17 protein-coding genes and 1 tRNA gene are annotated in these 22,467 nt (G+C 52.8%); 13 read left to right on the forward strand and 5 right to left on the reverse strand.

Annotated elements, in window-relative coordinates:
- The first annotated feature begins 21 nt into the window (after nucleotides 1-21).
- From R3I13_RS08630 to R3I13_RS08640, 3 genes are all read left to right on the forward strand, one after another.
- Nucleotides 22-990 (forward strand): FecR domain-containing protein, encoded by a 969-nt coding sequence (locus R3I13_RS08630; protein WP_346317524.1) that lies wholly within the window; start codon nucleotides 22-24, stop codon nucleotides 988-990.
- 132 nt (nucleotides 991-1,122) lie between these two features.
- On the forward strand, nucleotides 1,123-4,473 hold the full coding sequence (locus tag R3I13_RS08635) for a TonB-dependent receptor (protein WP_346317525.1): 3,351 nt from the start codon (nucleotides 1,123-1,125) through the stop codon (nucleotides 4,471-4,473).
- Between the two features lie 23 nt (nucleotides 4,474-4,496).
- A complete protein-coding gene (locus R3I13_RS08640; RefSeq protein WP_346317526.1) occupies nucleotides 4,497-6,371 on the forward strand; it encodes a RagB/SusD family nutrient uptake outer membrane protein in 1,875 nt (624 codons plus the stop codon).
- Nucleotides 6,372-6,482: 111 nt separating this feature from the next.
- Here the strand turns inward: R3I13_RS08640 and R3I13_RS08645 are convergent, their stop codons facing one another.
- Nucleotides 6,483-7,010, reverse strand: coding sequence for a hypothetical protein (locus tag R3I13_RS08645; protein WP_346317527.1), 528 nt, complete (start codon nucleotides 7,008-7,010; stop codon nucleotides 6,483-6,485).
- 337 nt (nucleotides 7,011-7,347) lie between these two features.
- Nucleotides 7,348-7,429, reverse strand: a tRNA-Leu gene (locus tag R3I13_RS08650).
- 243 nt (nucleotides 7,430-7,672) lie between these two features.
- Between R3I13_RS08650 and R3I13_RS08655 the strand changes: the two genes are divergently transcribed.
- The 4 genes from R3I13_RS08655 (at nucleotide 7,673) to R3I13_RS08670 (ending at nucleotide 13,182) form a co-directional block, all read left to right on the forward strand.
- Complete coding sequence (locus R3I13_RS08655) at nucleotides 7,673-9,907, forward strand: bifunctional (p)ppGpp synthetase/guanosine-3',5'-bis(diphosphate) 3'-pyrophosphohydrolase (RefSeq protein ID WP_346317528.1); 2,235 nt, start codon at nucleotides 7,673-7,675, stop codon at nucleotides 9,905-9,907.
- Nucleotides 9,908-9,978: 71 nt separating this feature from the next.
- Nucleotides 9,979-11,241: an adenylosuccinate synthase gene (locus R3I13_RS08660; RefSeq protein WP_346317529.1), complete on the forward strand. Its 1,263-nt coding sequence runs from the start codon at nucleotides 9,979-9,981 to the stop codon at nucleotides 11,239-11,241.
- Nucleotides 11,242-11,337: 96 nt separating this feature from the next.
- A complete protein-coding gene (locus R3I13_RS08665; RefSeq protein ID WP_346317530.1) occupies nucleotides 11,338-11,883 on the forward strand; it encodes a hypothetical protein in 546 nt (181 codons plus the stop codon).
- Nucleotides 11,884-11,982: 99 nt separating this feature from the next.
- A complete protein-coding gene (locus R3I13_RS08670) occupies nucleotides 11,983-13,182 on the forward strand; it encodes an anthranilate synthase component I family protein (RefSeq protein WP_346317531.1) in 1,200 nt (399 codons plus the stop codon).
- A gap of 2 nt (nucleotides 13,183-13,184) precedes the next feature.
- Here the strand turns inward: R3I13_RS08670 and R3I13_RS08675 are convergent, their stop codons facing one another.
- Nucleotides 13,185-14,105: a TIGR01777 family oxidoreductase gene (locus tag R3I13_RS08675; protein WP_346317532.1), complete on the reverse strand. Its 921-nt coding sequence runs from the start codon at nucleotides 14,103-14,105 to the stop codon at nucleotides 13,185-13,187.
- 160 nt (nucleotides 14,106-14,265) lie between these two features.
- Between R3I13_RS08675 and R3I13_RS08680 the strand changes: the two genes are divergently transcribed.
- The 5 genes from R3I13_RS08680 (at nucleotide 14,266) to R3I13_RS08700 (ending at nucleotide 20,292) form a co-directional block, all read left to right on the forward strand.
- Nucleotides 14,266-15,780, forward strand: a complete 1,515-nt coding sequence (locus R3I13_RS08680; protein WP_346317533.1) for a hypothetical protein — start codon at nucleotides 14,266-14,268, stop codon at nucleotides 15,778-15,780.
- 15 nt (nucleotides 15,781-15,795) lie between these two features.
- A complete protein-coding gene (locus R3I13_RS08685) occupies nucleotides 15,796-16,776 on the forward strand; it encodes a hypothetical protein (protein ID WP_346317534.1) in 981 nt (326 codons plus the stop codon).
- 205 nt (nucleotides 16,777-16,981) lie between these two features.
- On the forward strand, nucleotides 16,982-17,674 hold the full coding sequence (gene purQ / locus R3I13_RS08690; RefSeq protein WP_346317535.1) for a phosphoribosylformylglycinamidine synthase subunit PurQ: 693 nt from the start codon (nucleotides 16,982-16,984) through the stop codon (nucleotides 17,672-17,674).
- A 60-nt stretch (nucleotides 17,675-17,734) separates the two neighbouring features.
- Nucleotides 17,735-18,184 carry a protein-disulfide reductase DsbD domain-containing protein gene (locus R3I13_RS08695; RefSeq protein WP_346317536.1) on the forward strand — a complete coding sequence of 150 codons (450 nt, stop codon included), beginning with the start codon at nucleotides 17,735-17,737 and terminating at the stop codon, nucleotides 18,182-18,184.
- A 98-nt stretch (nucleotides 18,185-18,282) separates the two neighbouring features.
- A complete protein-coding gene (locus tag R3I13_RS08700) occupies nucleotides 18,283-20,292 on the forward strand; it encodes a cytochrome c biogenesis protein CcdA (protein ID WP_346317537.1) in 2,010 nt (669 codons plus the stop codon).
- Nucleotides 20,293-20,390: 98 nt separating this feature from the next.
- On the opposite strand, the gene R3I13_RS08705 is transcribed toward R3I13_RS08700, so the two are convergent.
- Nucleotides 20,391-21,305 carry a hypothetical protein gene (locus R3I13_RS08705; protein WP_346317538.1) on the reverse strand — a complete coding sequence of 305 codons (915 nt, stop codon included), beginning with the start codon at nucleotides 21,303-21,305 and terminating at the stop codon, nucleotides 20,391-20,393.
- Between the two features lie 157 nt (nucleotides 21,306-21,462).
- Between R3I13_RS08705 and R3I13_RS08710 the strand changes: the two genes are divergently transcribed.
- Nucleotides 21,463-22,146 (forward strand): response regulator transcription factor, encoded by a 684-nt coding sequence (locus R3I13_RS08710; RefSeq protein WP_346317539.1) that lies wholly within the window; start codon nucleotides 21,463-21,465, stop codon nucleotides 22,144-22,146.
- 6 nt (nucleotides 22,147-22,152) lie between these two features.
- Here R3I13_RS08710 and R3I13_RS08715 read toward each other — a convergent pair whose 3' ends face one another.
- Nucleotides 22,153-22,404: a hypothetical protein gene (locus tag R3I13_RS08715; protein ID WP_346317540.1), complete on the reverse strand. Its 252-nt coding sequence runs from the start codon at nucleotides 22,402-22,404 to the stop codon at nucleotides 22,153-22,155.
- Nucleotides 22,405-22,467: the final 63 nt, after the last annotated feature.

A 22,467-nucleotide genomic window follows, 5' to 3' on the forward strand; every position in this document is an offset into this window, starting at 1 on the left:
AGGTAATTATATCGTTTCCAAATGAACAAAGCCAGGTTATATTCCATTCTCGATAAAATTCGAAAAGGAAATTCCACGAAGGAAGAACGGGACATGTTGGCTCAATGGTATGAATCGGCCGGTGAGGCGGATGCGGATGAATTGTTTGACGAGGTGGGAAATATCATTGATGAGATGGACAGGCATTCCCTGGAAGCGCTGGAAAAGCAGTTGTCAGCCCCGGTGAAGACACGGGTGATTGCTATCGGCGGCCGTTGGCGCAGGATCCGTATAGCCGCCGCCGTATTGGTCCTGGTTTTCGCCACCATCGCAGGATACCGCTATTTCAAAGCTAACCCGGCTTCCGGATTGAGATATACCGCGGGGAAAGGCGAAACCCGTCATATCCGGCTTCCGGATGGGTCGGAGGTGACACTGAATGCCGGCAGTTCGCTGGAGGTGCCGGGATCTTTCGGATCAGCGGAAAGAAAAGTATTGCTGAATGGCGAAGCTTTTTTTGCTGTGTCGAAGAACGAAAAAGCGCCGTTCAGCGTGATGTCGGAAGACAGTGTGCTGGTAGAGGTGCTCGGCACTTCATTTAATATCAGTGCATACAGCAGCCATGCGGAAACAAAGGTGGCGGTTTCTGCCGGCAAAGTAGCGGTAAGCAGGGCAAGCCAACGCTTCGGTATACTCGCTGCGGGGCAGCAGCTTGCTTATGACAAGAACCGCAGGCACTTTTTACTGATCAATGACGAAAATGCGGCCGCGTGGCTGAAAGGGATCGTGGCTTTCAGGGGCAATACCTTGAATGAGGTGGCTGAAACACTTTCCAGGACCTATGATAAACAGGTGCGGCTTAAACCGGGTGTGGACGGGGAGCTGCAAATAACCGGCAACTTTAAGAAAGAACAGGGCATAGATAATATCCTGAAAATGATATGCGCACTTCATCACCTGGAATATGCATACGAAGACGGTCTGATCGTAATCGGCAAATTGCCGCTTTAACTTGAAAATACTGGAATTGAGAAATAACAGGTTGCGCAAGCATCCCTGGCTTTGCTATGCCAACGGGTAAGGCCTGCACGCATTTAGAGTAAGCAATACTTAGAATACCAAAATTTAAACTCCACGTCAAATATGAAAGAAAGATCAATCAGGGATTTTTTGCACCGGTGTGCATTTGGGCCTTTAATGGTATTTTTTGCCGCCAGCTTGCTGGCGGCTGCCCCAACGCTGTCCTGCCAGGCACAGCGGCTGGGTGAAACACGGGTTTCCCTCGATGGCGGCGGGCGAACGCCGGTAGAAGTGCTGGATGAGATCCAGCGGAAAACAGGCATCCAGTTCGTATACGATCCGAAGCAAATCAACGGGAACAACATAAGGGTACGCCAGGTATTCAGCAATGCTACGGTAAAAAGCGTGCTGGACAGCATGCGGCTGGTTGCCCAGGTAAGCGCCGGCAATGTGATGCTGACCAGGGCGGAGGCCAGGCCGGGTAATGGCAATGAAAAGATCAGGATCAGGGGCCTGGTGAAAGACGGAAGGGGAACGCCGCTGCCAGGTGCGCTGGTGCAGGAAAAAGGTACGGACAATGGCCAGGTCACCGGCGGGAACGGCACGTATGAGATCACGGCAGACGCCGGCGGCGTACTGGTATTTAGAATGATGGGATATGGCGAAAGCGAGATCCCTGTAGAACGCAGAAGCATTATCAACGTTGTGCTGCAGGATGCGTCGAAACAACTGGATGAAACAGTGGTGGTGGGATTTGGCACGCAAAAACGTTATTCAGTCGTTGGGGCCATTACCACCATTCAGCCCTCACAATTGCAGATGAACACCAGCCGTTCGCTCAGCAATAACCTGGCCGGCCAGCTCTCCGGCGTGATCGCTACCCAGCGCAGCGGTGAGCCCGGGTATGATAATTCGAGTTTCTGGATCCGGGGTATTTCCACGTTTGCGGGCGCCCGCAGCCCGCTCGTGCTGATAGATGGCGTTGAGCGGTCGCTTAACAATATCGACCCGGCGGAGATAGAATCTTTCTCCATCCTGAAAGATGCCGCGGCCAGCGCGGTGTATGGGGTTCGCGGCGCGAATGGCGTTATCATCATTAATACAAAAAGAGGACATGTTGGTAAGCCTTCGATCAATATACGCCTGGAGCAAGGGTTCACCCAGCCGGGGAAATTGCCGGACTTCCTGGGCGCCGCTGATTACCTGGAAACATTGAACAGCGTTGCCCGCGAATCAGGTACGCAGGTGCCCTTTACCCAGGAGCGGATAGACAATATCCGCAATAAGGTGGACCCGGACCTTTACCCCGACGTCAACTGGCTGGACGCCATTACTGAAGACCGCGCGTCCAACAGTAGGGTCAACCTGACCGTAACCGGCGGCAGCGACCTGCTGCGCTATGCTTTTGTAGGCTCCTATTATGGAGAAAAGGGCATTATCGGAAGGGATGAGATGCAAAGCTGGAACTCGTCCATGAAATTGCAGCGGTACAACATGCGCACCAACATCGACCTGAAACTTACTCCCTCGACCCTGATGAGAGTCAATCTCGGCGGGTATTTGCAGGATCAAAACAGGCCGCCCCAGTCTATCGACGCATTGTTTAGCCTGGCTTTTGAGACGCCGCCCTATGTGCATCCCACCCGTTATTCCTCGGGTGAAATACCCGTTACGCCCGAGCGGTCGAACCCATGGGCGCTTGCCACCCAATCCGGTTACGAGCGGCTGAGCGCCAGCAAACTGGAATCCCTTTTTGCCATTGAGCAAAGCCTGGATGCGCTTACGGAAGGACTGAAAGCGAATGTCAAGTTCTCTTTCGACCGCTACTCCGCCAACAGCGTTAACCGCAGTAAAACGCCGGATTATTATAATCCCGCCGTAGGCAGGCGTCCTGATGGTTCGCTGGATCTTGTCATCTACAAATACGGGCAACAATTCCTGAACTATTCCACAGGGTCCGAGTGGGGAGAAAAAAGCGTGTACCTGGAAGGTTCCCTGAATTATACCCGCAATTTCGGCCCGCATTACGTCGATGCACTGTTCCTCTACAACCAGCGGAGTTATGACAACGGCGACCGGCTTCCTTTCAGGAACCAGGGCATTGCAGGCCGGTTCTCTTATTCTTTCGACCGCCGGTATATCGCGGAGTTCAACTTCGGTTACAACGGTTCGGAAAACTTTGCCGAAGGCCGCCGCTTTGGTTTCTTCCCTTCAGTGGCCGTCGGCTGGATCATCAGCGAAGAACCGTTCATGGAGCGCTTCCGCAATACGGTAACGAAATTAAAGGTAAGAGGTTCCTATGGCCTGGTCGGCAACGACAAGATAGACGGCCGCCGCTTCGCCTATATCACCACCATTGGCAGCACCGGCGGCTACCGCTGGGGAATTGACAATGATTATCACCGGGCCGGCGTACGGGAGGGAGATTACGGTGTTGACGGCCTGACCTGGGAAACAGTCACCAAATCCAATGTAGGCATCGAACTGGGCTTGTTCAACAGCATCGAACTGCGTGTGGACATTTTTGACGAGCTGCGCCGCGACATCTTCATGCAGCGCAAAACGGTTCCCGGTTCCGCAGGCTTTATCCAGACGCCCTGGGCCAACTTCGGGAAGGTGAACAATAAAGGAGTGGACATGTCTCTCGACTTCAGCAGGCAATTTAATTCAGACTTTTTCCTGGCGGTAAGGGGCAATCTCACCTATGCCGTCAATGAGATACTGGAACAGGATGAACCCGCTACGGTGAAAGGCACCAACCGTTCATCAACAGGCAAGCCTGTAGGGCAAATATTCGGCCTGGTGGCAGAGGGATTGTTTACGGAAGCGGATTTCGAGGATGTGGACAACGGCGTGCTGAACAAATCGGTGCCCGCCCACACTTACGGCATCGTGCGCCCGGGCGATATCAAATACAAAGATCTTAACGGCGATGGCGTCGTCAACGATTTCGACCGCACGGCCATCGGCGGCACGGTGGATCCGCAGATCGTTTACGGGTTTGGATTAAACGCCCGGTACCGCCAGTTCGACCTGGGGCTTTTATTCCAGGGCAACGGAAGAACGCACCGTGTGATCGGCGATGGCACCACCTATTTTATCCCCGGCTCCGGCGGCGGGTCGCTGGGTAATATCTACGCCAACGTAGATGACCGCTGGACCAAGGAAAATCCGCGTCAGGATGTATTCTGGCCGCGGCTTTCCAGCTATGTGCATGCCAACAACACGCAGGCATCCACCTGGTGGCTGAGGGACATGAGCATGATCCGGCTCAGGAACCTGGAGCTGGGATATAATTTCCGCACCTATCACATCGGGAAAGTAAAAATGGATAATGCCCGCCTGTTTGTGCGCGGCAACAACCTGTTCGTGCTTTCCTCTTTCGACCTGTGGGATCCCGAGCTGGGTACGTCCAACGGTTTCAGGTACCCGATCATGAAATCGTTGTCCATCGGGCTGAATGCAAATTTCTAAGTTTCAACCAAAGATCCTTCGTCATGAAAAATATACGTTACTTATTCATACTGCCTTTGCTGCTTCTTTTCAATTCCTGCGAAAAATTCCTGGATAAATCCCCGGAAGACCTGCTGACACTTGAAATGGTGTTCAACGATAAAACGAGGACGGAAGACTGGCTGGCCGGCATCTACACCAGCGTCCCCGATCCTTACTGGGGCTTTACCAGGGAAATCGGGTACGACCCCTTGTCTGATGATATGGCGCCTTCCACCGGCTGGGAGCAGTTTGGCTGGACTGTAATATCGAAACAAACCGGCAACTGGAACCCCACTTCCTCCTGGGGCCCGGACTACTGGACCGTACTGCCGCAGCGTATCCGCTCCGCATATATTTTCATAGCTAACGTGAAAGCGAACATCGCGCAAAAAGTGACCGAAGAAGATGTGGAGCTGATGAGGAACGAGGCGCGCTTCCTGATCGCCTACTACTACTGGCTGCTGACCGAGACCTATGGCGTGGTTCCGTTCAACGACAAGATCGTGCCGTCTGACGCACCGGACGAGGAGCTGATGCAGGGCCAGATTCCCTTTGACAGGATGATAGACTGGATAGATAATGAACTGAAGAGCCTCTCCGGCAAACTGCCGGCTTCGTACGACATCCCCAGCAAATATGGGCGCGCCACATCCATCATGTGCCTGGCGGTGCGGGCGAGGATGCTGCTTTTCGCGGCCAGTCCGCTGGTGAACGGCAACCCTGATTATGCAGGTTTTCAGAACAACAAGCAAGAACAATTGTATAACAGCACCTATGATCCGCAGAAGTGGGTGCGCGCCAAAAATGCCTGCAAGGAACTGATCGATGCAGCGCATTCAGCAGGGCATAAGCTGTACTATGAGTATAACAGCGACGGCTCCATCGATCCGTTCATGTCTTACCAGAACATGATGTTCACCAAAGGGAACGCAAACAAAGAGATCCTCTTTGCGCGGCCCGACAGCCCGACATGGGAGTATGGAAAACATGCCCAGCCGCGGGGCACAGGCGGAAACGGGGGGATGGGCGTTACCCAATCGCTGGTGGACGCATTTTTTATGAAAAATGGCCGCCCCATCACCGATCCGGCCTCCGGTTACGTGGAAAAAGGATTCTCGGCCCAGCCGGAAAAACGCAATACAAAATGGCCAGAATCGCAGGGCAACCAGGCAGGTAAAGAAGGACAGGTAACGCTTGAAGGCACCTATAATATGTACTGCAACCGCGAAGCGCGGTTCTATGTTTCCGTGCTTTACAACCGCGCATGGTTCCGCCGCGAAGGCCGCACCACCCGGTTTATGCAGCAGGAGTGGGACGGAGGGCCCACGCACGATGCGCCGCAGAATGGCTACCTGCTGAGAAAAAAAGTGCATCCTGACCACGATCCAAGAACCGGCGTTGACCCTTATCGCCCGGGGATACTCTACCGTCTTGCCGAGGCCTATCTCAACTACGCGGAAGCGCTCAATGAAACAGATCCCGGCAGCCCGGAGGTCTTTACTTATCTCAACCTCGTGAGGGAAAGGGCCGGCATTCCTGGCTACGGGCCTGGTGCAGGACAGATACCGCTGGCCGGGCAAAGCCAGATCCGCGAAGCGATCAGGAGAGAGCGCAGGGTGGAATTGAATAACGAAGGGGTGCGCTGGAATGACATCCGCCGCTGGAAGATCGGCGAAGCAACCCTGGACGGGAACTTTTACGGGATGAACTACAACGGCAGCAAACTCAGCGACGATGAAAACGATCCGCAGGCATTTTTCAAGCGGACCGTTTACCAGAGGCGCCGATTCAACAAAAAGAATTACTGGTTCCCTGTTCCCCAGTCTGAGATCGATAAAAACCCCAATCTTGTCCAGAACCCGTTCTGGTCAAATTAATACTGTGTAAAGGCCGGGATATTCCCGGCCTTTACTTTTATCGCCGGAACAGATGGAGCGGCCGGCTGATAAAGGAACAAACTATATAAGTGAATGTATTTCATTTAAACCTTAGCAACCTTTGCGGGGGGCATGCTTATAAATTATTTTACCATCCCGTTCTGCATATTCGCCCGATATTATTGGATATGCATACTTGGGCGCGTACGTTACGCCATGGCTTTTTACAATTATTTTGTCGTTAACCTTCAGGCTGCGCAGCTGCTGAGGCTCATCGTCAAACCTGAGGATATAATCTTCACCATTGATCCTGGCCATTACTCCGAAACCTAATCTTGAGCCTGGCGGGAGAGAAAGAGAGGTAACAACTGCCTCCATATTGGTATAATTCCTAATGTGCATCCTTATTTTAACGGCACCGGCAAGCACTTTTTGGCCTTCGGGAGACGCTTCCCATTTTTTGAACTTTATACCCTCGGGGGTAGCCTCCCATATTTCCCTTTCGGTTTTCATTTCAGCGCCAGAGAGTGGTTTGGGGGTTGATTTTTTGGAAGTGTCATTTTTGATTTCGCGATTGGCGAATACCAGTCCGCTTACGACAACCAGCGGCAGGATCAGCGCATAAATAACTTTTTTCATGGTTTTTGTAGTTTTAAGTAACATTGATTTATCCTGATAGTTTGATACAGCGAAACTACTTTGATCCATTCAGCCTGAAGAATCAGGGTTGTAAATTTTAAATGTAAACTTTGTAAATTATTGTAAATAGCGCCTTGGGCCTTGGGAACTAGTTGCTTAGGATCAACACTTATAGTAAAAAGGTTGCTGCACTCTTAGAAGGGGATGAACGAATTGCGACGCAACGAAGACACCCGAGGAACCGGAAGCTGGTACCCTCACGAAAATTTATCCCTTAAACTGGTTAACCTGTTTAAAATACAAAACGGGAACACTCGCCAGAGTATTCCCGTTTTCGTGCGGATGAAAGGACTCGAACCTTCATGCCTCGCGGCACCAGATCCTAAGTCTGGCGTGTCTACCAATTTCACCACATCCGCATTTTTAAGGTCTGCAAAGGTATCGTTTTTTTGTAATTATAAAAATTGAACCCGGCTTTCAGCCTTTATTTCCCAGGAATAGCCCACCGTACTGCGCCGGGGCAAAGCGCCCAATCCGCAAACACTCCCCCGGCCAGTCGTTCCTTCCCTCAAAATCCCGCCATTTTACCCCTCCGCCGGCCAAAAAGCCGCCACAACGGCAGTATTCCATTACTGGTCCTCTTTTTGTATTTTTGATATTGCATGGAAACTGTGACCGTTCAAAAATATAACCTCGACGAAGAGCAGGAAAAAAAAGAGATCGTCCGCCACTACCGCGCCCTGTTGCGGGCGCTCAAACCCCGTTTGAAAAAAGGTGACCGTGAGCTGGTACGTACCGCCTTCGAAATGGCTGCCGAAGCCCACCGCGATATGCGCCGCAAATCCGGCGAACCCTATATTCTCCATCCCCTGGCCGTTGCCCAGATCACCGTGGAAGAAATAGGCCTGGGCGTGCGCTCCGCCATCTGCGCCCTGCTGCACGATACCGTGGAAGATACCGAAGTGACCCTCGAAGACGTGGAACGGGAATTCGGCTCCGAGATCGCCCATATCGTGGACGGCCTCACCAAGATCTCCACCGTGATCGACTCCAACACCAGCACCATGCAGGCGGAAAACTTCAAAAAGATCCTCCTCACCCTGGCAGACGACCCCCGCGTGATCCTCATCAAGCTGGCGGACAGGCTGCATAACATGCGCACGCTGGACAGCATGAGCCGCGAAAAACAGCTCAAAATATCCTCCGAGACCGTGTTCATCTACGCCCCGCTGGCTCATCGCCTCGGGCTTTATACGATCAAAAGCGAGCTGGAAGACCTCGCGATGAAGTATACCGAGCAGGACAAATACCGGGAAATAGCCCGCCGCCTGAAAGAAACCAAGCGCGAGCGCACCCGTTACATCAACGAATTCATCAAACCGATCAAGGAAGTGCTCCAGGAGGAAGGCTTCCAGTTCGAGATATACGGCCGCCCCAAGTCCATCCACTCCATCTGGAACAAGATCAAGACCAAAGGCGTGCAGTTCGAGGAGGTGTACGACCTCTTCGCCATCCGCATCATCCTGGATTCAGCCCAGGAAAAGGAAAAGGCGGACTGCTGGAAGGTGTATTCCATCATCACGGACTTTTACCACCCCAGCCCCGAGCGCACCCGCGACTGGCTGAGCAATCCCAAAAGCAACGGCTACGAGGCCCTGCACGTGACCGTAATGGGCCCGAACGGGAAATGGGTGGAAGTGCAGATCCGCTCCAAACGTATGAACGACTACGCCGAAAAAGGCGTGGCCGCCCACTGGCGCTATAAGGAAGGGAATTCCACCGTGCAGGAATCCAAGTTCGAACAGTGGTTTAGCCAGATCAGGGAGATACTGAACAGCCCGGATTCCAATACCCTGGACTTCCTGGCCGATTTCAAGAGCAACCTTTTCACCGAAGAGATTTACGTGTACACCCCCAAAGGGGACCTCAAGATATTGCCGGTGGGCTCCACCGCGCTGGATTTCGCCTATTCCATCCACAGCGCCGTGGGCAACAAATGCATCGGCGCGAAGGTGAACTACAAGCTGGTGCCCCTCAGCCACAAGCTGCGCAGCGGCGACCAGGTGGAGATCATCACCTCCAACAAACAAAAACCTTCCGAAGACTGGCTGAACATCGTGCTCACGGCCAAAGCCAAAAGCAAGATCAAGGACGCGCTGAAGGAAGAAAAGCGCAAAGTGGCCATGGACGGCAAGGAGCAGCTGGAGCGCAAGCTGGAACATATAAAAGCGTCTGCCAGCCAGCACAACATCAACGAACTGGTGCAGTTCTACAAGCAGCCCAGTCCGCTGGACCTGTACTACCAGGTGGCCGTGAAAAATATTGACCTGAAGGAACTGAAGCAGTTCCATGTGCTGGGAGACAAGCTGGAGCCGCCCAAGCCGGTGAAAGCGCCCGAACCCGTTACGGAAGAGCCGCATCACAAGCAGCCTTCCAAAAAGGACGCGGAACTGATCATTTTCGGCGAAAGCTCAGACAAGATCGCCTACAAGCTGGCCAACTGCTGCCGCCCCATCCCCGGCGACGACGTGTTCGGCTTCATTACCGCCAGCGAAGGCCTCAAGATACACCGCACCAACTGCCCCAATGCCGCGCAGCTGCTGGCCCACTATGGCCACCGCGTGGTGAAGACCAAATGGGTGAAGAACCGCGAGATCTCTTTCCTCACCGGCCTTAAGATCGTGGGGATGGACGATGTGGGCGTGATCCACAAGATCACCAATATCATCTCCGGCGAGCTGAGGATCAATATCGCCGGGCTCACGATCGAATCGAAGGAAGGGCTGTTTGAAGGGCTCATCAAGGTGTTTGTGCACGATAAGGATGAACTGGACGAACTGGTGGAGCGCCTCAAGGGCCTGGACGGCATCCAGAGCATCAGCAGGCTGGAAGATTAAATATTCTGCAACATTTCATTCAATCGCCTTATTTTTGCCTCTTCTTTTAAACATAAAATCACATATCAACAATGGTAGATGTTCTGCTGGGGCTGCAATGGGGCGATGAAGGGAAAGGCAAGATCGTGGATTACTTCGCGGGCAAATATGACGTTATCGCCCGTTTCCAGGGAGGCCCCAACGCGGGGCATACCTTGTATGTTAATGGCCAGAAAGTGGTATTGCATACCATTCCGTCCGGCGTTTTTCATACCAACACCCTGAACCTCATCGGCAACGGCGTGGTGCTGGACCCCGTTACTTTCAAAAAAGAATGCGAAAAAGTGAGCGCGCTGGGCATCGACCTCGGCAAAAACCTCTTTATCGCTGAAAAGACACATATCATTGTTCCCAGCCACCGCGCGCTGGATAAAGCCTCCGAACTGTCCAAAGGCCAGGAGAAAATCGGCTCCACGCTCAAAGGCATCGGGCCTGCGTATATGGACAAGACCGGCCGCAACGGCCTCCGCGTGGGAGACGTGCTGAACCCGGATTTCCAGGCCTCTTACGAAAAGCTCAAAACCAAGCACCTGCAGCTGCTGGCCAATTATAATTTCAGTGAAGACATTGCAGAATGGGAAGCTGAATTTTGGGATGCCGTTGAATTCCTCCGCAAAATGAATATCGTGCGCGGCGAATACTGGCTGAACGAACACCTCAAAGCCGGTAAAAAAGTGCTGGCGGAAGGCGCGCAGGGCAGCATGCTCGACGTGGATTTCGGCACTTATCCCTTCGTAACCTCTTCCAATACCATTTCCGCCGGCGTTTGCACCGGCCTGGGCCTCGCGCCCAAATGGATCCGTGAAGTGATCGGCGTTACCAAAGCCTATTGCACCCGCGTAGGCGGCGGCCCATTCCCTACCGAGCTGGAAGATGAAACCGGCGAAAAGCTGCGCCAGGCAGGCCATGAATTTGGCGCTACCACAGGCCGCCCCCGCCGCTGCGGATGGATAGACCTCGTGGCGCTGGACTATACCTGCATGCTCAGCGGCGTTACCCAGCTGGTAATGACCAAAAGCGACGTGCTGGACGAATTCCCCACCGTACAGGCCTGCACGGCATATGAGATTGACGGCCAGCAGACTAACGAAATGCCGTTCAACATCTGTGGCGTACCCATCAAACCGGTACTGCAAAGCTTCCCCGGATGGTCGGAGCCCACTGCAAAAAGTAACAGCTACAACACATTACCCGTGGAAATGAAAAATTTCTTATCTTTTGTGGAAAGCTACCTGGGCGTGCCCGTACAATACGTGTCCAACGGCCCTGGCAGGGATCAGATACTCGAAAAGTAAAGTCAAAAAAATACAAAAAAAACAGTCAAAAAAAAATTTGGCGAATCAAAAAAACTGTTAAAACTTTACCTTAGAATCTAATAGTAACGTACCATTATGAAATCAAAATCTGATAAAGAAAAAGAGACTAAAAAACCTACTTCGCCTAAGACTGACAAAGCTTCTGAAAAGAAAACCAGTGCCAAGCCTAAGAAAGAAGTAGACGAGGATGAGGATGAAGATGAGGAGGAATCTCCCCGTAAGTCTGCTGCTTCTAAAAAATCAGATAAGCTTGCGGCAACATCCAAAAAGAAAGACGACGAGGATGATGACGACGATGAAGACGCGGACGATGACGCTGCTCCCAAAAGAGGCCGTCCCGCCAAAGCCGCCGCCAAGAAGAAAAAAGACGACGACGACGATGATGACGATATAGACGACGATGATGATGCGGACGATGATGATGATGCCTGGGAAAAAGGAGAAGACGAAGACTACGATCCTGACTTCGAGGAATTTGATATGCCCAAGCCGAAAAACAAACGCGGCCGCCCCAGCACCAAAAAAGGCTCTGACGACGATGACCTGGACCTGGACGATGATTTCAAGGACATGGGCATGTTCAACGACCGCTTTGATGATGACGACGACGATGATTTCTAAGCCATAAGCGTGCTATCATACAGTTTTCCTGTTGAAAATATAAGCGCATTTAAACAGCAAATGTTGAGCTGGGGTAACCGGTTCAACATTTGTTGTTTTTTGGACAATAACGATTACCGGCTTGCCGGTTCCGGCGCTGAAGCACTGCTGGCCGCAGATGCGGTGGAAGTGCTGCAATGCGGTGCCGGTACTGCATTCCGCCAGCTGAAGGAATTTCATTCCGCCAATCCCGGCTGGCTCTTCGGCCATCTCGGCTACGATCTCAAGAACGAAACGGAAAAGCTCCACTCCACCCATCCTGACGGTATCGGCTTCCCTGATATGGCCTTTTTCCGCCCGCGCTACCTGCTCACCCTTCGCCAGCACGAGCTCAGCATCAGCGGCATTGCCCTCACCGAAAACGAGGCCCGTGAAATATACCGGGACTGCCTGGCGCAAAACACGCCTTCTCTGGTCAATACCAGCCCCGTTTCTGCCCTCGGCGCCTACCTGGACCGCACTGCCTACCTCGGCGCTGTAAAAGCCCTCCAGGAGCATATCCGCAAAGGCGATTGTTATGAAGTGAATTTCTGCCGCGAACAGTTCGCTCACAAGGTCGTTGCCGACCCGCTGGCACTGTTCCTCCGGCTCAACGCCCTTTCTCCTTCGCCCTTCGCAGCTTATTACCGCAACGGCCATCGCTACCTGGCCTGCTCCAGCCCCGAGCGTTTCCTGCGCAAAAAAGGCGATACCATCATCAGCCAGCCCATCAAAGGCACCGCCCGCCGCGCGGCCGATGCGCAGGCAGATGCCGTATTGCAGCAGGCGCTCCGCAACAGCCCGAAGGAGCGATCGGAGAACGTAATGATCGTGGACCTCGTGCGCAACGACCTCTCCAAGACCGCCGTGCAGGGCTCTGTGCGGGTGGAAGAGCTTTTCGGCATCTACACCTTCCCGCAGGTGCACCACATGATCTCTACGGTAACGGCTACACTGAGCCCTGAACACCATTTCACGGACGCGATCAAACACGCCTTTCCCATGGGCTCCATGACCGGCGCGCCCAAACTGCGGGTGATGGAACTGATCGAACAATACGAAAGAACCAGGCGGGGACTGTTTTCCGGCGCGGTCGGCTACATTACGCCGGAAGGGGATTTTGATTTCAACGTCGTGATACGCAGCATCCTGTACAACGCCCAAAGCCCGTACATCTCTTTCCAGACAGGCTCCGCCATCACTTTTTACAGCGACCCGGAAAAGGAATGGGAAGAATGCCTGCTGAAGGCTAAAGCCCTGGAAGCCGCACTGGGAGCTTAAAATCAGGGGTTCGAAACGATCTGTTTCACGGCGCTGTCCACATCAGGGTAGGAGAATGCAAACCCCGTCTGCTGTATTTTTTCAGAAGAGACCTTTACGCTTTTCAGCACCTCAACACTCATTTCGCCCAGCGCCATTTTCAGCGCAAAGGCCGGCACATGCACGGTAATGAAACTGTTGCCTTTTACGGCGCGAGCCAGCGCCTGCACCAACTCCCGGTTGGTCACAGGGCGGGGAGACACTGCGTTGTAAACGCCCTGCAGCTGGTCATTTGCGATGGCGTTGTGGTAAAGGCGCACCAGGTCCTGCAGGTGGATCCAGCTGATGAACTGCTCGCCGCTGCCCATGACGGTAGCGAAGCCGAGCTTTGCAGGCCTGTGGAATTCCTTCAGGGCGCCGCCTTTCAGGCTCAGCACAATGCCAGTGCGCAGGATGATCACTTTTTTGCCGAGCGTTTCTATCTGCCGCACACTGCCTTCCCAGGCTTTGCAGGTGGTGCCGAGGAAGTCATCTGCCGGGGGATCGTTTTCTGTAAAGGGTTTGCCGGTATAGGGGCCGTAATAGCCCGTGGCGGAGGCGCTGATCACTTTTTTGACCTTATTGGGATGTTCGCGCAGGCTGCTGAAAAGAAAATTGCTGCTGTCCACCCGGCTGTCTACCAGCTCCTGCTTGCGCCGTTTGGTCCAGCGGCCTTCGGCTACGTTGGCGCCGGCCAGGTGCACGATATGGTCTGCCTCCTGCAGCGCGGTGATATCCAGCATTTTGCGGAAGGGGTCCCAGTGCGCGTACCGCAGGTTAGGGGTTTCGGAAACCTTGTTTCCGCGGGTGAGCACCGTTACCCGGTAGCCCCGTTCAAGCAGTAAAGCAGTTAATGCCTGACCCACCAGCCCGGTGCCGCCCGTAATTAATACCGTGTCCATCATAATAACGCCAACGTTTTGCCAATAAATTTACGCAATAAATCGCGCCCTGTTCTTAGCGCTTTGCAATAACGTAATTTTCGTGTAGGTTTGAAAGCAGAACATGCATAAAACTGGTACATTCAACGTTTATCCTGTATCTAACCTTAAATATTACTTGTCCATGCGCATTCGTTACATCGTGCAAATTTGTGTGCTCGCCCTGTGCAGTACGGTAGCCAACGCCCAGAAGATCACCTATTCAGAACCGGAACGGGACGATTATAAGACCACCGAATTCGAGATCATCGGCAGAATGGCGGGTAACATCCTGGTTTACAAGGCTGATCGCGGGGAATACCATATTTCCATTTACGATAATGCCATGCAGCTGAAAGACCGCGTGAAGCTGGATTTCCTCCCGAAAAAACTCATCAGCGTAGATTTCATCGCCTACCCGGATAAAGCTTTTATGATCTACCAGTTCCAGCGGAGGGACGCTGTGTACAGCTTCGCCGGCCAGGTGAACCCCGACGGCACTTTCACCTCGGCTCCCGTGATGGTAGACTCCACTCGCATCGGGAACTTTTCGAAAGAGAACAAGATCTATTCTGTGGAAGTGTCTGAAGACAAGAACCGCATCATGGTGTACAAGATCAACCAGGACAAGGAGAACGACAATGTGTTCTATACTTTCCTGTACGATAGCTCCTTCAACCTCGTGAACAACAGCCGCGTATCCCTGCCCATGGAAGGGAAACGCCAGTTTCTCAGCAATTTCCAGCTGAACAACGATGGCGACCTGGTATTTACCAAGCTGGACCGTACTTCCAACCGCGATTACATCGTGCAGGGCGAAGTGGTGATCAAGCGGGCGGTGATAGATTCCTTCGAAACGGCGCCCTTCGAAACCAAGAACCTGCTGCTGGACGAGGTGAAACTGAAGCTGGACAACCAGGACAAACAATTGCTGGTAACCGCTTTCTTTTACAAGCAAAAGCGCGGCAATGTGGAAGGGCTTTACCTGCTGCGGCTGGATTATGCCAAACGGGAACGCATGTTTGAAAAAATATCTCCCTTCAGCCCTGAGCTGAAACAAAGCGCCCGCGGCGATGCGTCTACCTCGGCGGCCTTCAACGATTACTTCATCCGCAAGATCGTGAATACGGCCAACGGCGGCTTCCTGCTTACCGCGGAGGCCTATTATACCACATCGCGTAGCCAGCCCTGGAACCGCTGGAACTATATGTACGGCGGCTTCGGCGGGTATAACCCATACTACTATTCACCTTATTCGCCCTACTACTACAACCCCTACGGCTGGAACGACGGCCAGGGCACGCGCTATCACTACGACAACGTGGCCATCCTGAGCTACGATGACAAGGGCGACCTTCAATACAGCAACTTCGTGCACAAAAGCCAGTTCGACGACGGGGCGGACCTGTACCTGAGCTATATGCTGGTGAACGTGGGCAGCGAGCTGCGCTTCCTGTTCAACACGCTGGACCGCCGGCAATATGTGCTCACCGAAAACACGATCGGGCCGGATGGCAAGGTAGACCGCAGCCCCACCCTGCGTAACCTGGACAAAGGTTTCACCTGGATGCCCCGCTACGGCAAGCAGATCAGCTCCCGGAGCGTGCTGATACCCTGCATTTACAGGAATTACATCTGCTTTGCTAAAATTGACTTTTAATCACATCTTTGCATCGTGATAAAATTTTTCAGATCAGGCAATCCGCTGACGGTATTGTTGCTGTTTATCTATTTGCTTTTTGTCAAGTTCTACTACCTTATCCATCCCGCCGTATACCAGGCAGACGGCTCTGAAGGCCTGCTGTACACGGAGATTACGGGCTGGCTGGAAGGGATAGCAGGCAAAAGCGCCTTGTTTTTCACCTGCCTGGCCCTGCTGCTGCAGTTCCTGCAAGCCCTGCTGTTCACCCGCATCATCAACAACCACCGGCTTTTTTCAAAGGATACCTACCTGCCGGCCATGAGCTTCCTGCTGTTTACCTCGCTGCTGGAAGGCTGGAACGTGTTTTCCCCCGCCCTGATCGTCAATACTGCAATGCTTTGGATATTTTCCAGCATTTCCGACCTCTATATGCGTACTTCCGCCCGCGATGTGGCTTTCAACATGGGTTTTGCCCTCGGGCTCTGCGGGCTGGTCTATTTCCCTTCCGTGCTGTTCCTGGCACTGCTGCTGTTGAGCCTGCTCATTATGCGCTCGTTCAGGCCGGCGGAGTGGATCATCGGCCTGCTGGGCATTCTCTGCCCGTTTTACCTGCTGGGCACCTGGTTGTTCCTCACCAACCGCACGGCACTGATCCTGGACATGCCCCGCATTGGCTTTCACCTGCCGATGATCACCGATTACAAGGTCTGGGGCGCCCTCATCACGAGTGTGCTGTTTTTCGTGACCGGCTGGCTGATGCTGCAGCGCACTTTCAAAAAGATGCTGATCCAGGGGCGGAAGATCTGGGCTACGGTGGTGATCTACGTACTGGTGGCGATGCTGATACCGCTGTTTAGCAGCCATTTCAGCCCCAATTACTGGGTGCTGGCGGTGCTGCCCATCTCCCTTTTTGCCGGGAATGTGTTCTGGACGGTGACCAACAACACGATAGCGAACGTGATACACGTTATTGTTTTGGCTTATGTGATTGTAATGCAGTACTTTTCCCACTAAGCCGATGGTGTTAGCGGAATCATAAATCTATGAGCGGTTATTGTATATTGGCCAATGCGCAGTAATTTTGTTCTTTTCCGAGATAAATTAACAGAGGTGTTAATATGAAAATGGCCCCGCGGCCATGGGAATAGCCTCGAAAAACTATATATATTCATGAGATGGTAATCCATCCCATCTGTCCTTTTAAAATGATTATTATCAGATGAAATTTGGAGTTGTTACTTTTCCCGGTTCAAACTGCGACCAGGATATGATCGATGCACTGCGTTACGACCTGAACCAGGATGTGATCGACCTTTGGCATAAGGATAAAGACTTGAGCATGTTTTCTACGGAAGACTGCATCCTGCTGCCGGGCGGATTTTCCTACGGCGACTACCTGCGTTGCGGGGCGATTGCCAAGTTCAGCCCGATGATGCAGAGCGTGGTGGAGTTCGCCAAAAAAGGCGGCCGTGTGATCGGCGTTTGCAACGGCTTCCAGATCCTGTGCGAAGCGGGCCTGCTGCCCGGCGCGCTGCTGAAGAATGAGAACCAGCAGTTCGTGTGCAAGAACATCTTCATGAAAAGCGAGAACACCCATGCTTCCATTACCAAGGAAGTGACCGGCCGCCCGCTGATGATACCTGTAGCCCATGGCGAAGGCAGGTATTATGCAGACGAAGCCACGCTGGACGGGCTGTTTGCCAATAACCAGGTTCTTTTCCGCTATTGCGATGAGTTTGGCAACATTGTTGATTCTGCTAATCCTAATGGCGCTATCCGGAATATCGCCGGCATTTGTAATAAAGAAAGAAACGTATTTGGAATGATGCCCCACCCGGAAAGAGCAACCAGCGAAGTGCTGGGTAACCGCGACGGGCAGCTGATATTCCAAAGCCTGATCAATAACAACTAACGCCGGGAGGAAGTACCTGGCCTATCAAAACCACCAACCAACCAGAAAAAAAAAGAAGCTATGAAGAAATTACTCGTTGCATTGTGCCTCTTCGCGCTGCCCGCACTGGCAAGCGCACAGCTCGCAGACCCTGTAAAATGGTCATTTTCAACCAAGAAGGTAGACGCTAAGACCTATGACGTAACGGCCACCGCGACCATCGAAAAAGGCTGGCACCTGTACGCGCAGGAAGCAGGCGAAGGCCCGATCCCTACCAGCTTTAAGTTCGCGAAGAACCCGCTGGCAGCCACCCAGGGCAAAGTGAAAGAAGTAGGCAAGCTCAAAAAAGCCTTCGACAAGAACTTTGATTCTGAGCTGAAGTACTACGAGAACACCGTTTCCTTCGTTCAGCGCGTGACCGTAAAAGGTAAAGCCGCCACCAAACTGAAAGGCTCTGTAGAATTCATGGTCTGCGACGACCATCAGTGCCTGCCGCCAACTGAAGTGGAATTTGCCTTCGACCTGAAATAATTTCCAATATTTTTCAGCATATCGGAACGAGTTCTTTCACCCGGAAGAACTCGTTTTTGCATTTATCATTAATTCAATCTGTTAAGTCTATCATATATATGAAGAATGTTTTAACGTTGATAGCCGCCATGGTCTTGCTGCTTCAGCCAAAGGCACAGGCCCAGGAGGCGGATTCCATCCCGAAACATGTGAAATGGGAATTTAAGGCGGAGAAGAAAGGGGAGAAGGAATTTGTATTGCATTTTACAGCCAAAATAGATGCGGGGTGGAAGCTGTTTTCTGCTACGATGGGCAACGATGATCCGAATACCCGCATCGTGCTCGACAGCCTGAGCGATACCCGTGCGAAAATAACCGCCCTTGCAGAAGCTGCCGCGCCTAAAACGGCCAAAGAACCCCTGCTGGACGATATGGAGATCAAATACAACGAGAACGGCGCTGAAGTGTTGGCCACCGTACAGTTCAACGACTCGGTGAAAGACCTGCGCGGCACCGTTACGTATTATATCCTCAAAGGCGAAGAAGTGTTGCCTGAAGAAACATTGTTCACCTTTTCCGCAGATGCTTCCGGCAATCTTACCGGCGAGCAGGGCGGCCTGAAAGTGAATGCTGATGCGGCTGCCGGCCTCAAACGCACCACCATCGATATGAAAAACCCGGTGATGCGCGTGGGCGGCATTGGCACGGAAGGACAGACCAATCCCTGGTTTATCTTCCTGCTGGGCTTCCTAGGCGGGCTGGTAGCGTTGGTTACACCCTGCGTGTTCCCCATGATCCCGCTCACGGTATCGTTCTTCACCAAATCTTCCCAGGATAAAAAGAAAGGCATCTTCAACGCGACGATGTACGGCTTTTTCATCTTCCTGATCTACGTGCTGTTCAGCGTGCCCTTCCACGTGGCGGGGCTTGCAGAGCCGGAGATATTCAATAACATTTCCACCAATGTATGGCTGAACGTCATCTTCTTCGCGATATTCCTCGTATTCGCTTTGTCTTTCTTCGGCCTGTTCGACATTACGCTGCCTTCCGGCCTGGCCAGCAAAGCGGATTCCAAGGCCAATAAAGGCACACTGGTGGGTATCTTCTTCATGGCGCTCACGCTGGTAGTCGTGTCGTTCTCCTGCACCGGTCCCATCCTGGGTTCGCTGCTGGCAGGGTCCCTGAACTCTGATGGCGGCGCATGGCTGCTTACCGCCGGCATGGCCGGTTTCGGCGTATCACTGGCATTGCCTTTCGCGCTGTTCGCACTGTTCCCCAACTGGCTGAGTTCCCTGCCGAAATCAGGCGGCTGGCTCACTTCTGTGAAAGTAGTGCTGGGCTTCGTGGAGCTGGCGCTGGCAGTGAAATTCCTGTCGAATGCAGACCTGGTAACGCACTGGGGCATCCTGCACAGGGAAACCTTCTTCCTCATCTGGATCATCATCGGCATACTCACCACGCTGTACCTGTTCGGCGTGATCCGTTTCCCGCACGACAGCCCCGTGAAAAAACTCGGCCCCGTGCGCATCATTTTCGGCCTTGTTTTCGGCCTGTTCACGCTGTACCTGATACCAGGCATCACCAACACCAAATACGCCCGCCTGAAGCTCATGAGCGGCTTTGCGCCCCCGATGAGCTACAGCTGGTATGGCAACACCGCCCACGAAAGAGGTTCCGTAGAGCCGGACGTGATCAACGATTACGAAAAGGCGCTGCAGCTCGCCAAAACGCAGAACAAACCGGTCCTGATCGACTTCACCGGCTGGGCCTGCGTGAACTGCCGCAACATGGAAGAGAACGTATGGACGGACCCCGAGGTGCACGACCTGATCAAGAAGAACTACCTGCTGGTATCGCTGTATACAGACGACCGCAAGAAATTGCCGGAAGACCAGCAGTTCAAATACGTATCCCCCGAAGGCAAACCGAAGAATATCGTGACCATCGGCGACAAGTTCGCCACCATGCAAACGGTGAACTTCATCAACCAAAGCCAGCCGCTGTACGCGCTCATCACGCCTGACGAGCAGCTGCTCACCTGGCCGGTAGCCTATACGCCGGATATACAGGAGTATGCAGACTGGCTGAAAGCCGGGCTGGAAGGCTGGGAGAAAGTGAAAAAGAAATAATGTCTTCTTCAGAATAATGCGAAAGGCCACCATTGCGGTGGCCTTTCTTTTTTCAAGGTAAGCGTATTCAGAACGGAGGTTCCCGTTTATAATTCAGATCAGAACAATGACTGCCCGCAGCCGCGCAGCACTTTGCCGTCCAGCTTGAGGGTGACGGTGCTTGGGCTTTTTTTGCCCGCATCGTCCGTACATACTTTATTCTCGAATTTTATTTCCAGTGTATGGCCGTCTGCCGAAGTGGTGAATTCTGTGGCGTCGTTGTCGCCTTTCTGCGCCTGTGCCGCCGGGAATTCTATTTTCTGCTCGCCGTAATTGCCGGTGTAGAGGATCTTTTTATAAGGAATAATGGCCAGCGACCAGCCGGGTTCATTGCCCGTGGCCCAGTGCGAGGCGCCCAGCTTGCGGGCGTCGTTGGCGCCGGGGCTCAGGTCGCGGCGGGTGATGGTGAGGGCAATGGCAGCGCGCTGCGCCAGGTCGTTCACCTCCTGCGGGCTGAAACGGAAATCCTTGTCCCCGTAAGCTGACTTGTAAGGCACGATCTCCGCGTTTTCCAGCGAGGCAAGGTCTGCCGCCTTGCGGGTTTCGGATTGCAGCAGCGTATCGTCGTTGAAATAAAAACTGTTCTCTATCACACCGGTGGGCGTGGTGATCACTTCGCGCATCAGCTTCACCTTCACGGTAACGGTATCGAGGTAGAACCAGGTTTCGGCGGAAGTATCCGCCTGAGGGCCTTCGGGGAATATGTAGAGGCGGATAGGCGTGTCCTTTTCGGAGAATACGCCTACCACGCCGGAGGTATTATCGCCACGGTTAAAATTATGCACTGCCATCATTTTGTTGCCGCTGGAGCCTTTTACGTCTATGCTGGTAGCGTAGTTGCTGATGGTGGAAATAGCGGCGGACAGTTCATCGGTAGCGGCTTCGCCTTCCTCTGCTTTCTTTTCGGACGACGGCCCTGCGCACGATGCCGCGAAGAGCACGATCAATACGACGAAAAAAGAATATGGTTTCATATTATAGGTTTTACGGCTGTTGCTATACAAATCGCCTGCCAGAATGCGGAACAGCTGTATTTCAATCAGTTGGGTTCATTTTCATAACACGCGAAAGACCCGGAAGGTTGAGTGGCTTCAAGATTGCTTCAAATTTCTGTGTAATTTGCAGGGTTATATGAAAGTGTTGCTGATTGAAGATAACGTGGAGCTGGCCAGCAGTATCTCCGAATTCCTGGCCAGGGAGGGTTATATCTGTGAAGTAAGCTATAACATCCGGGACGCGCAGGACCGGCTGATCTCCTTCCAGTACGACTGTGTGCTGCTGGACATTATGCTGCCTGACGGCAATGGCCTGGAGATACTTTCATTCATGCGCCTGGAACGCATCCAGAGCAGCATCCTCATCCTTTCCGCCAAAAACTCCCTGGACGATAAAGTGATCGGGCTGGAAGAAGGGGCGGACGATTACCTCACCAAACCTTTCCACCTGCCTGAGCTGCATGCCCGCCTGCGGGCCATTTACCGGCGCAAAAAGCTTAACGGCAGCAATATCATTGCATTCAACGAGATCAGCCTCAATATAGACACCCTGGAGGCCAGGGTGAACGACATCCTGCTGGATATGACCCGCAAGGAATTCGACCTCCTGCTTTATTTCATCGTAAACAAAAACCGCGTGCTCTCCCGCCAGAGCATTGCCGCACACCTTTGGGGGGATTATACAGATAATCTCGCTAATTTTGACTTCGTATACCAGCACGTAAAAAATATCAGGAAAAAGATCAGCGCAGCCAATGGAACGGATTATATCGGGACAGTATATGGGCTGGGATATAAATTCAATACCTCTAAACAATAGATTTGTTTATACCGATACAAGGAAAGGCCACCATTGCCGGGAATGCCCGTCATTGCGTGAAAAGATCGTCATTGCGAGGAGCAACAGGGTATCCTGTGCCGCAGGAAGCGCGACGAAGCAATCTCCCAATATTGAGAGTATCAATCCAATGTAAGGGATTGCTTCGTCGCCCCTCCCGCTTTGGCGCTGCTGCTCCTCGCAATGACGGGATGTTCCTTCCTTCGCCATCCCTCCCGCGTTGGTTTGGCGGCTTTGCAATGGCGGAGTATAATCAATATCTGGAAAAGACTAATATCAACGAATGAAATGCAATTCCATTCG

The sequence above is a fragment of the Chitinophaga sp. YIM B06452 genome (genome assembly GCF_039655965.1).
GTDB lineage: Bacteria > Bacteroidota > Bacteroidia > Chitinophagales > Chitinophagaceae > Chitinophaga.

What these genes read in the sequence shown, in the direction of transcription:
- R3I13_RS08675 (WP_346317532.1), bottom strand. Translation starts at nt 14,105, where the DNA reads ATGATGGACACGGTATTAATTACGGGCGGCACCGGGCTGGTGGGTCAG.
- R3I13_RS08630 (WP_346317524.1), top strand. Translation starts at nt 22, where the DNA reads ATGAACAAAGCCAGGTTATATTCCATTCTCGATAAAATTCGAAAAGGA.
- R3I13_RS08695 (WP_346317536.1), top strand. Translation starts at nt 17,735, where the DNA reads ATGAAGAAATTACTCGTTGCATTGTGCCTCTTCGCGCTGCCCGCACTG.
- R3I13_RS08665 (WP_346317530.1), top strand. Translation starts at nt 11,338, where the DNA reads ATGAAATCAAAATCTGATAAAGAAAAAGAGACTAAAAAACCTACTTCG.
- R3I13_RS08645 (WP_346317527.1), bottom strand. Translation starts at nt 7,010, where the DNA reads ATGAAAAAAGTTATTTATGCGCTGATCCTGCCGCTGGTTGTCGTAAGC.
- R3I13_RS08655 (WP_346317528.1), top strand. Translation starts at nt 7,673, where the DNA reads ATGGAAACTGTGACCGTTCAAAAATATAACCTCGACGAAGAGCAGGAA.
- R3I13_RS08705 (WP_346317538.1), bottom strand. Translation starts at nt 21,305, where the DNA reads ATGAAACCATATTCTTTTTTCGTCGTATTGATCGTGCTCTTCGCGGCA.
- R3I13_RS08635 (WP_346317525.1), top strand. Translation starts at nt 1,123, where the DNA reads ATGAAAGAAAGATCAATCAGGGATTTTTTGCACCGGTGTGCATTTGGG.
- R3I13_RS08660 (WP_346317529.1), top strand. Translation starts at nt 9,979, where the DNA reads ATGGTAGATGTTCTGCTGGGGCTGCAATGGGGCGATGAAGGGAAAGGC.
- R3I13_RS08710 (WP_346317539.1), top strand. Translation starts at nt 21,463, where the DNA reads ATGAAAGTGTTGCTGATTGAAGATAACGTGGAGCTGGCCAGCAGTATC.
- R3I13_RS08700 (WP_346317537.1), top strand. Translation starts at nt 18,283, where the DNA reads ATGAAGAATGTTTTAACGTTGATAGCCGCCATGGTCTTGCTGCTTCAG.
- purQ (WP_346317535.1), top strand. Translation starts at nt 16,982, where the DNA reads ATGAAATTTGGAGTTGTTACTTTTCCCGGTTCAAACTGCGACCAGGAT.
- R3I13_RS08680 (WP_346317533.1), top strand. Translation starts at nt 14,266, where the DNA reads ATGCGCATTCGTTACATCGTGCAAATTTGTGTGCTCGCCCTGTGCAGT.
- R3I13_RS08640 (WP_346317526.1), top strand. Translation starts at nt 4,497, where the DNA reads ATGAAAAATATACGTTACTTATTCATACTGCCTTTGCTGCTTCTTTTC.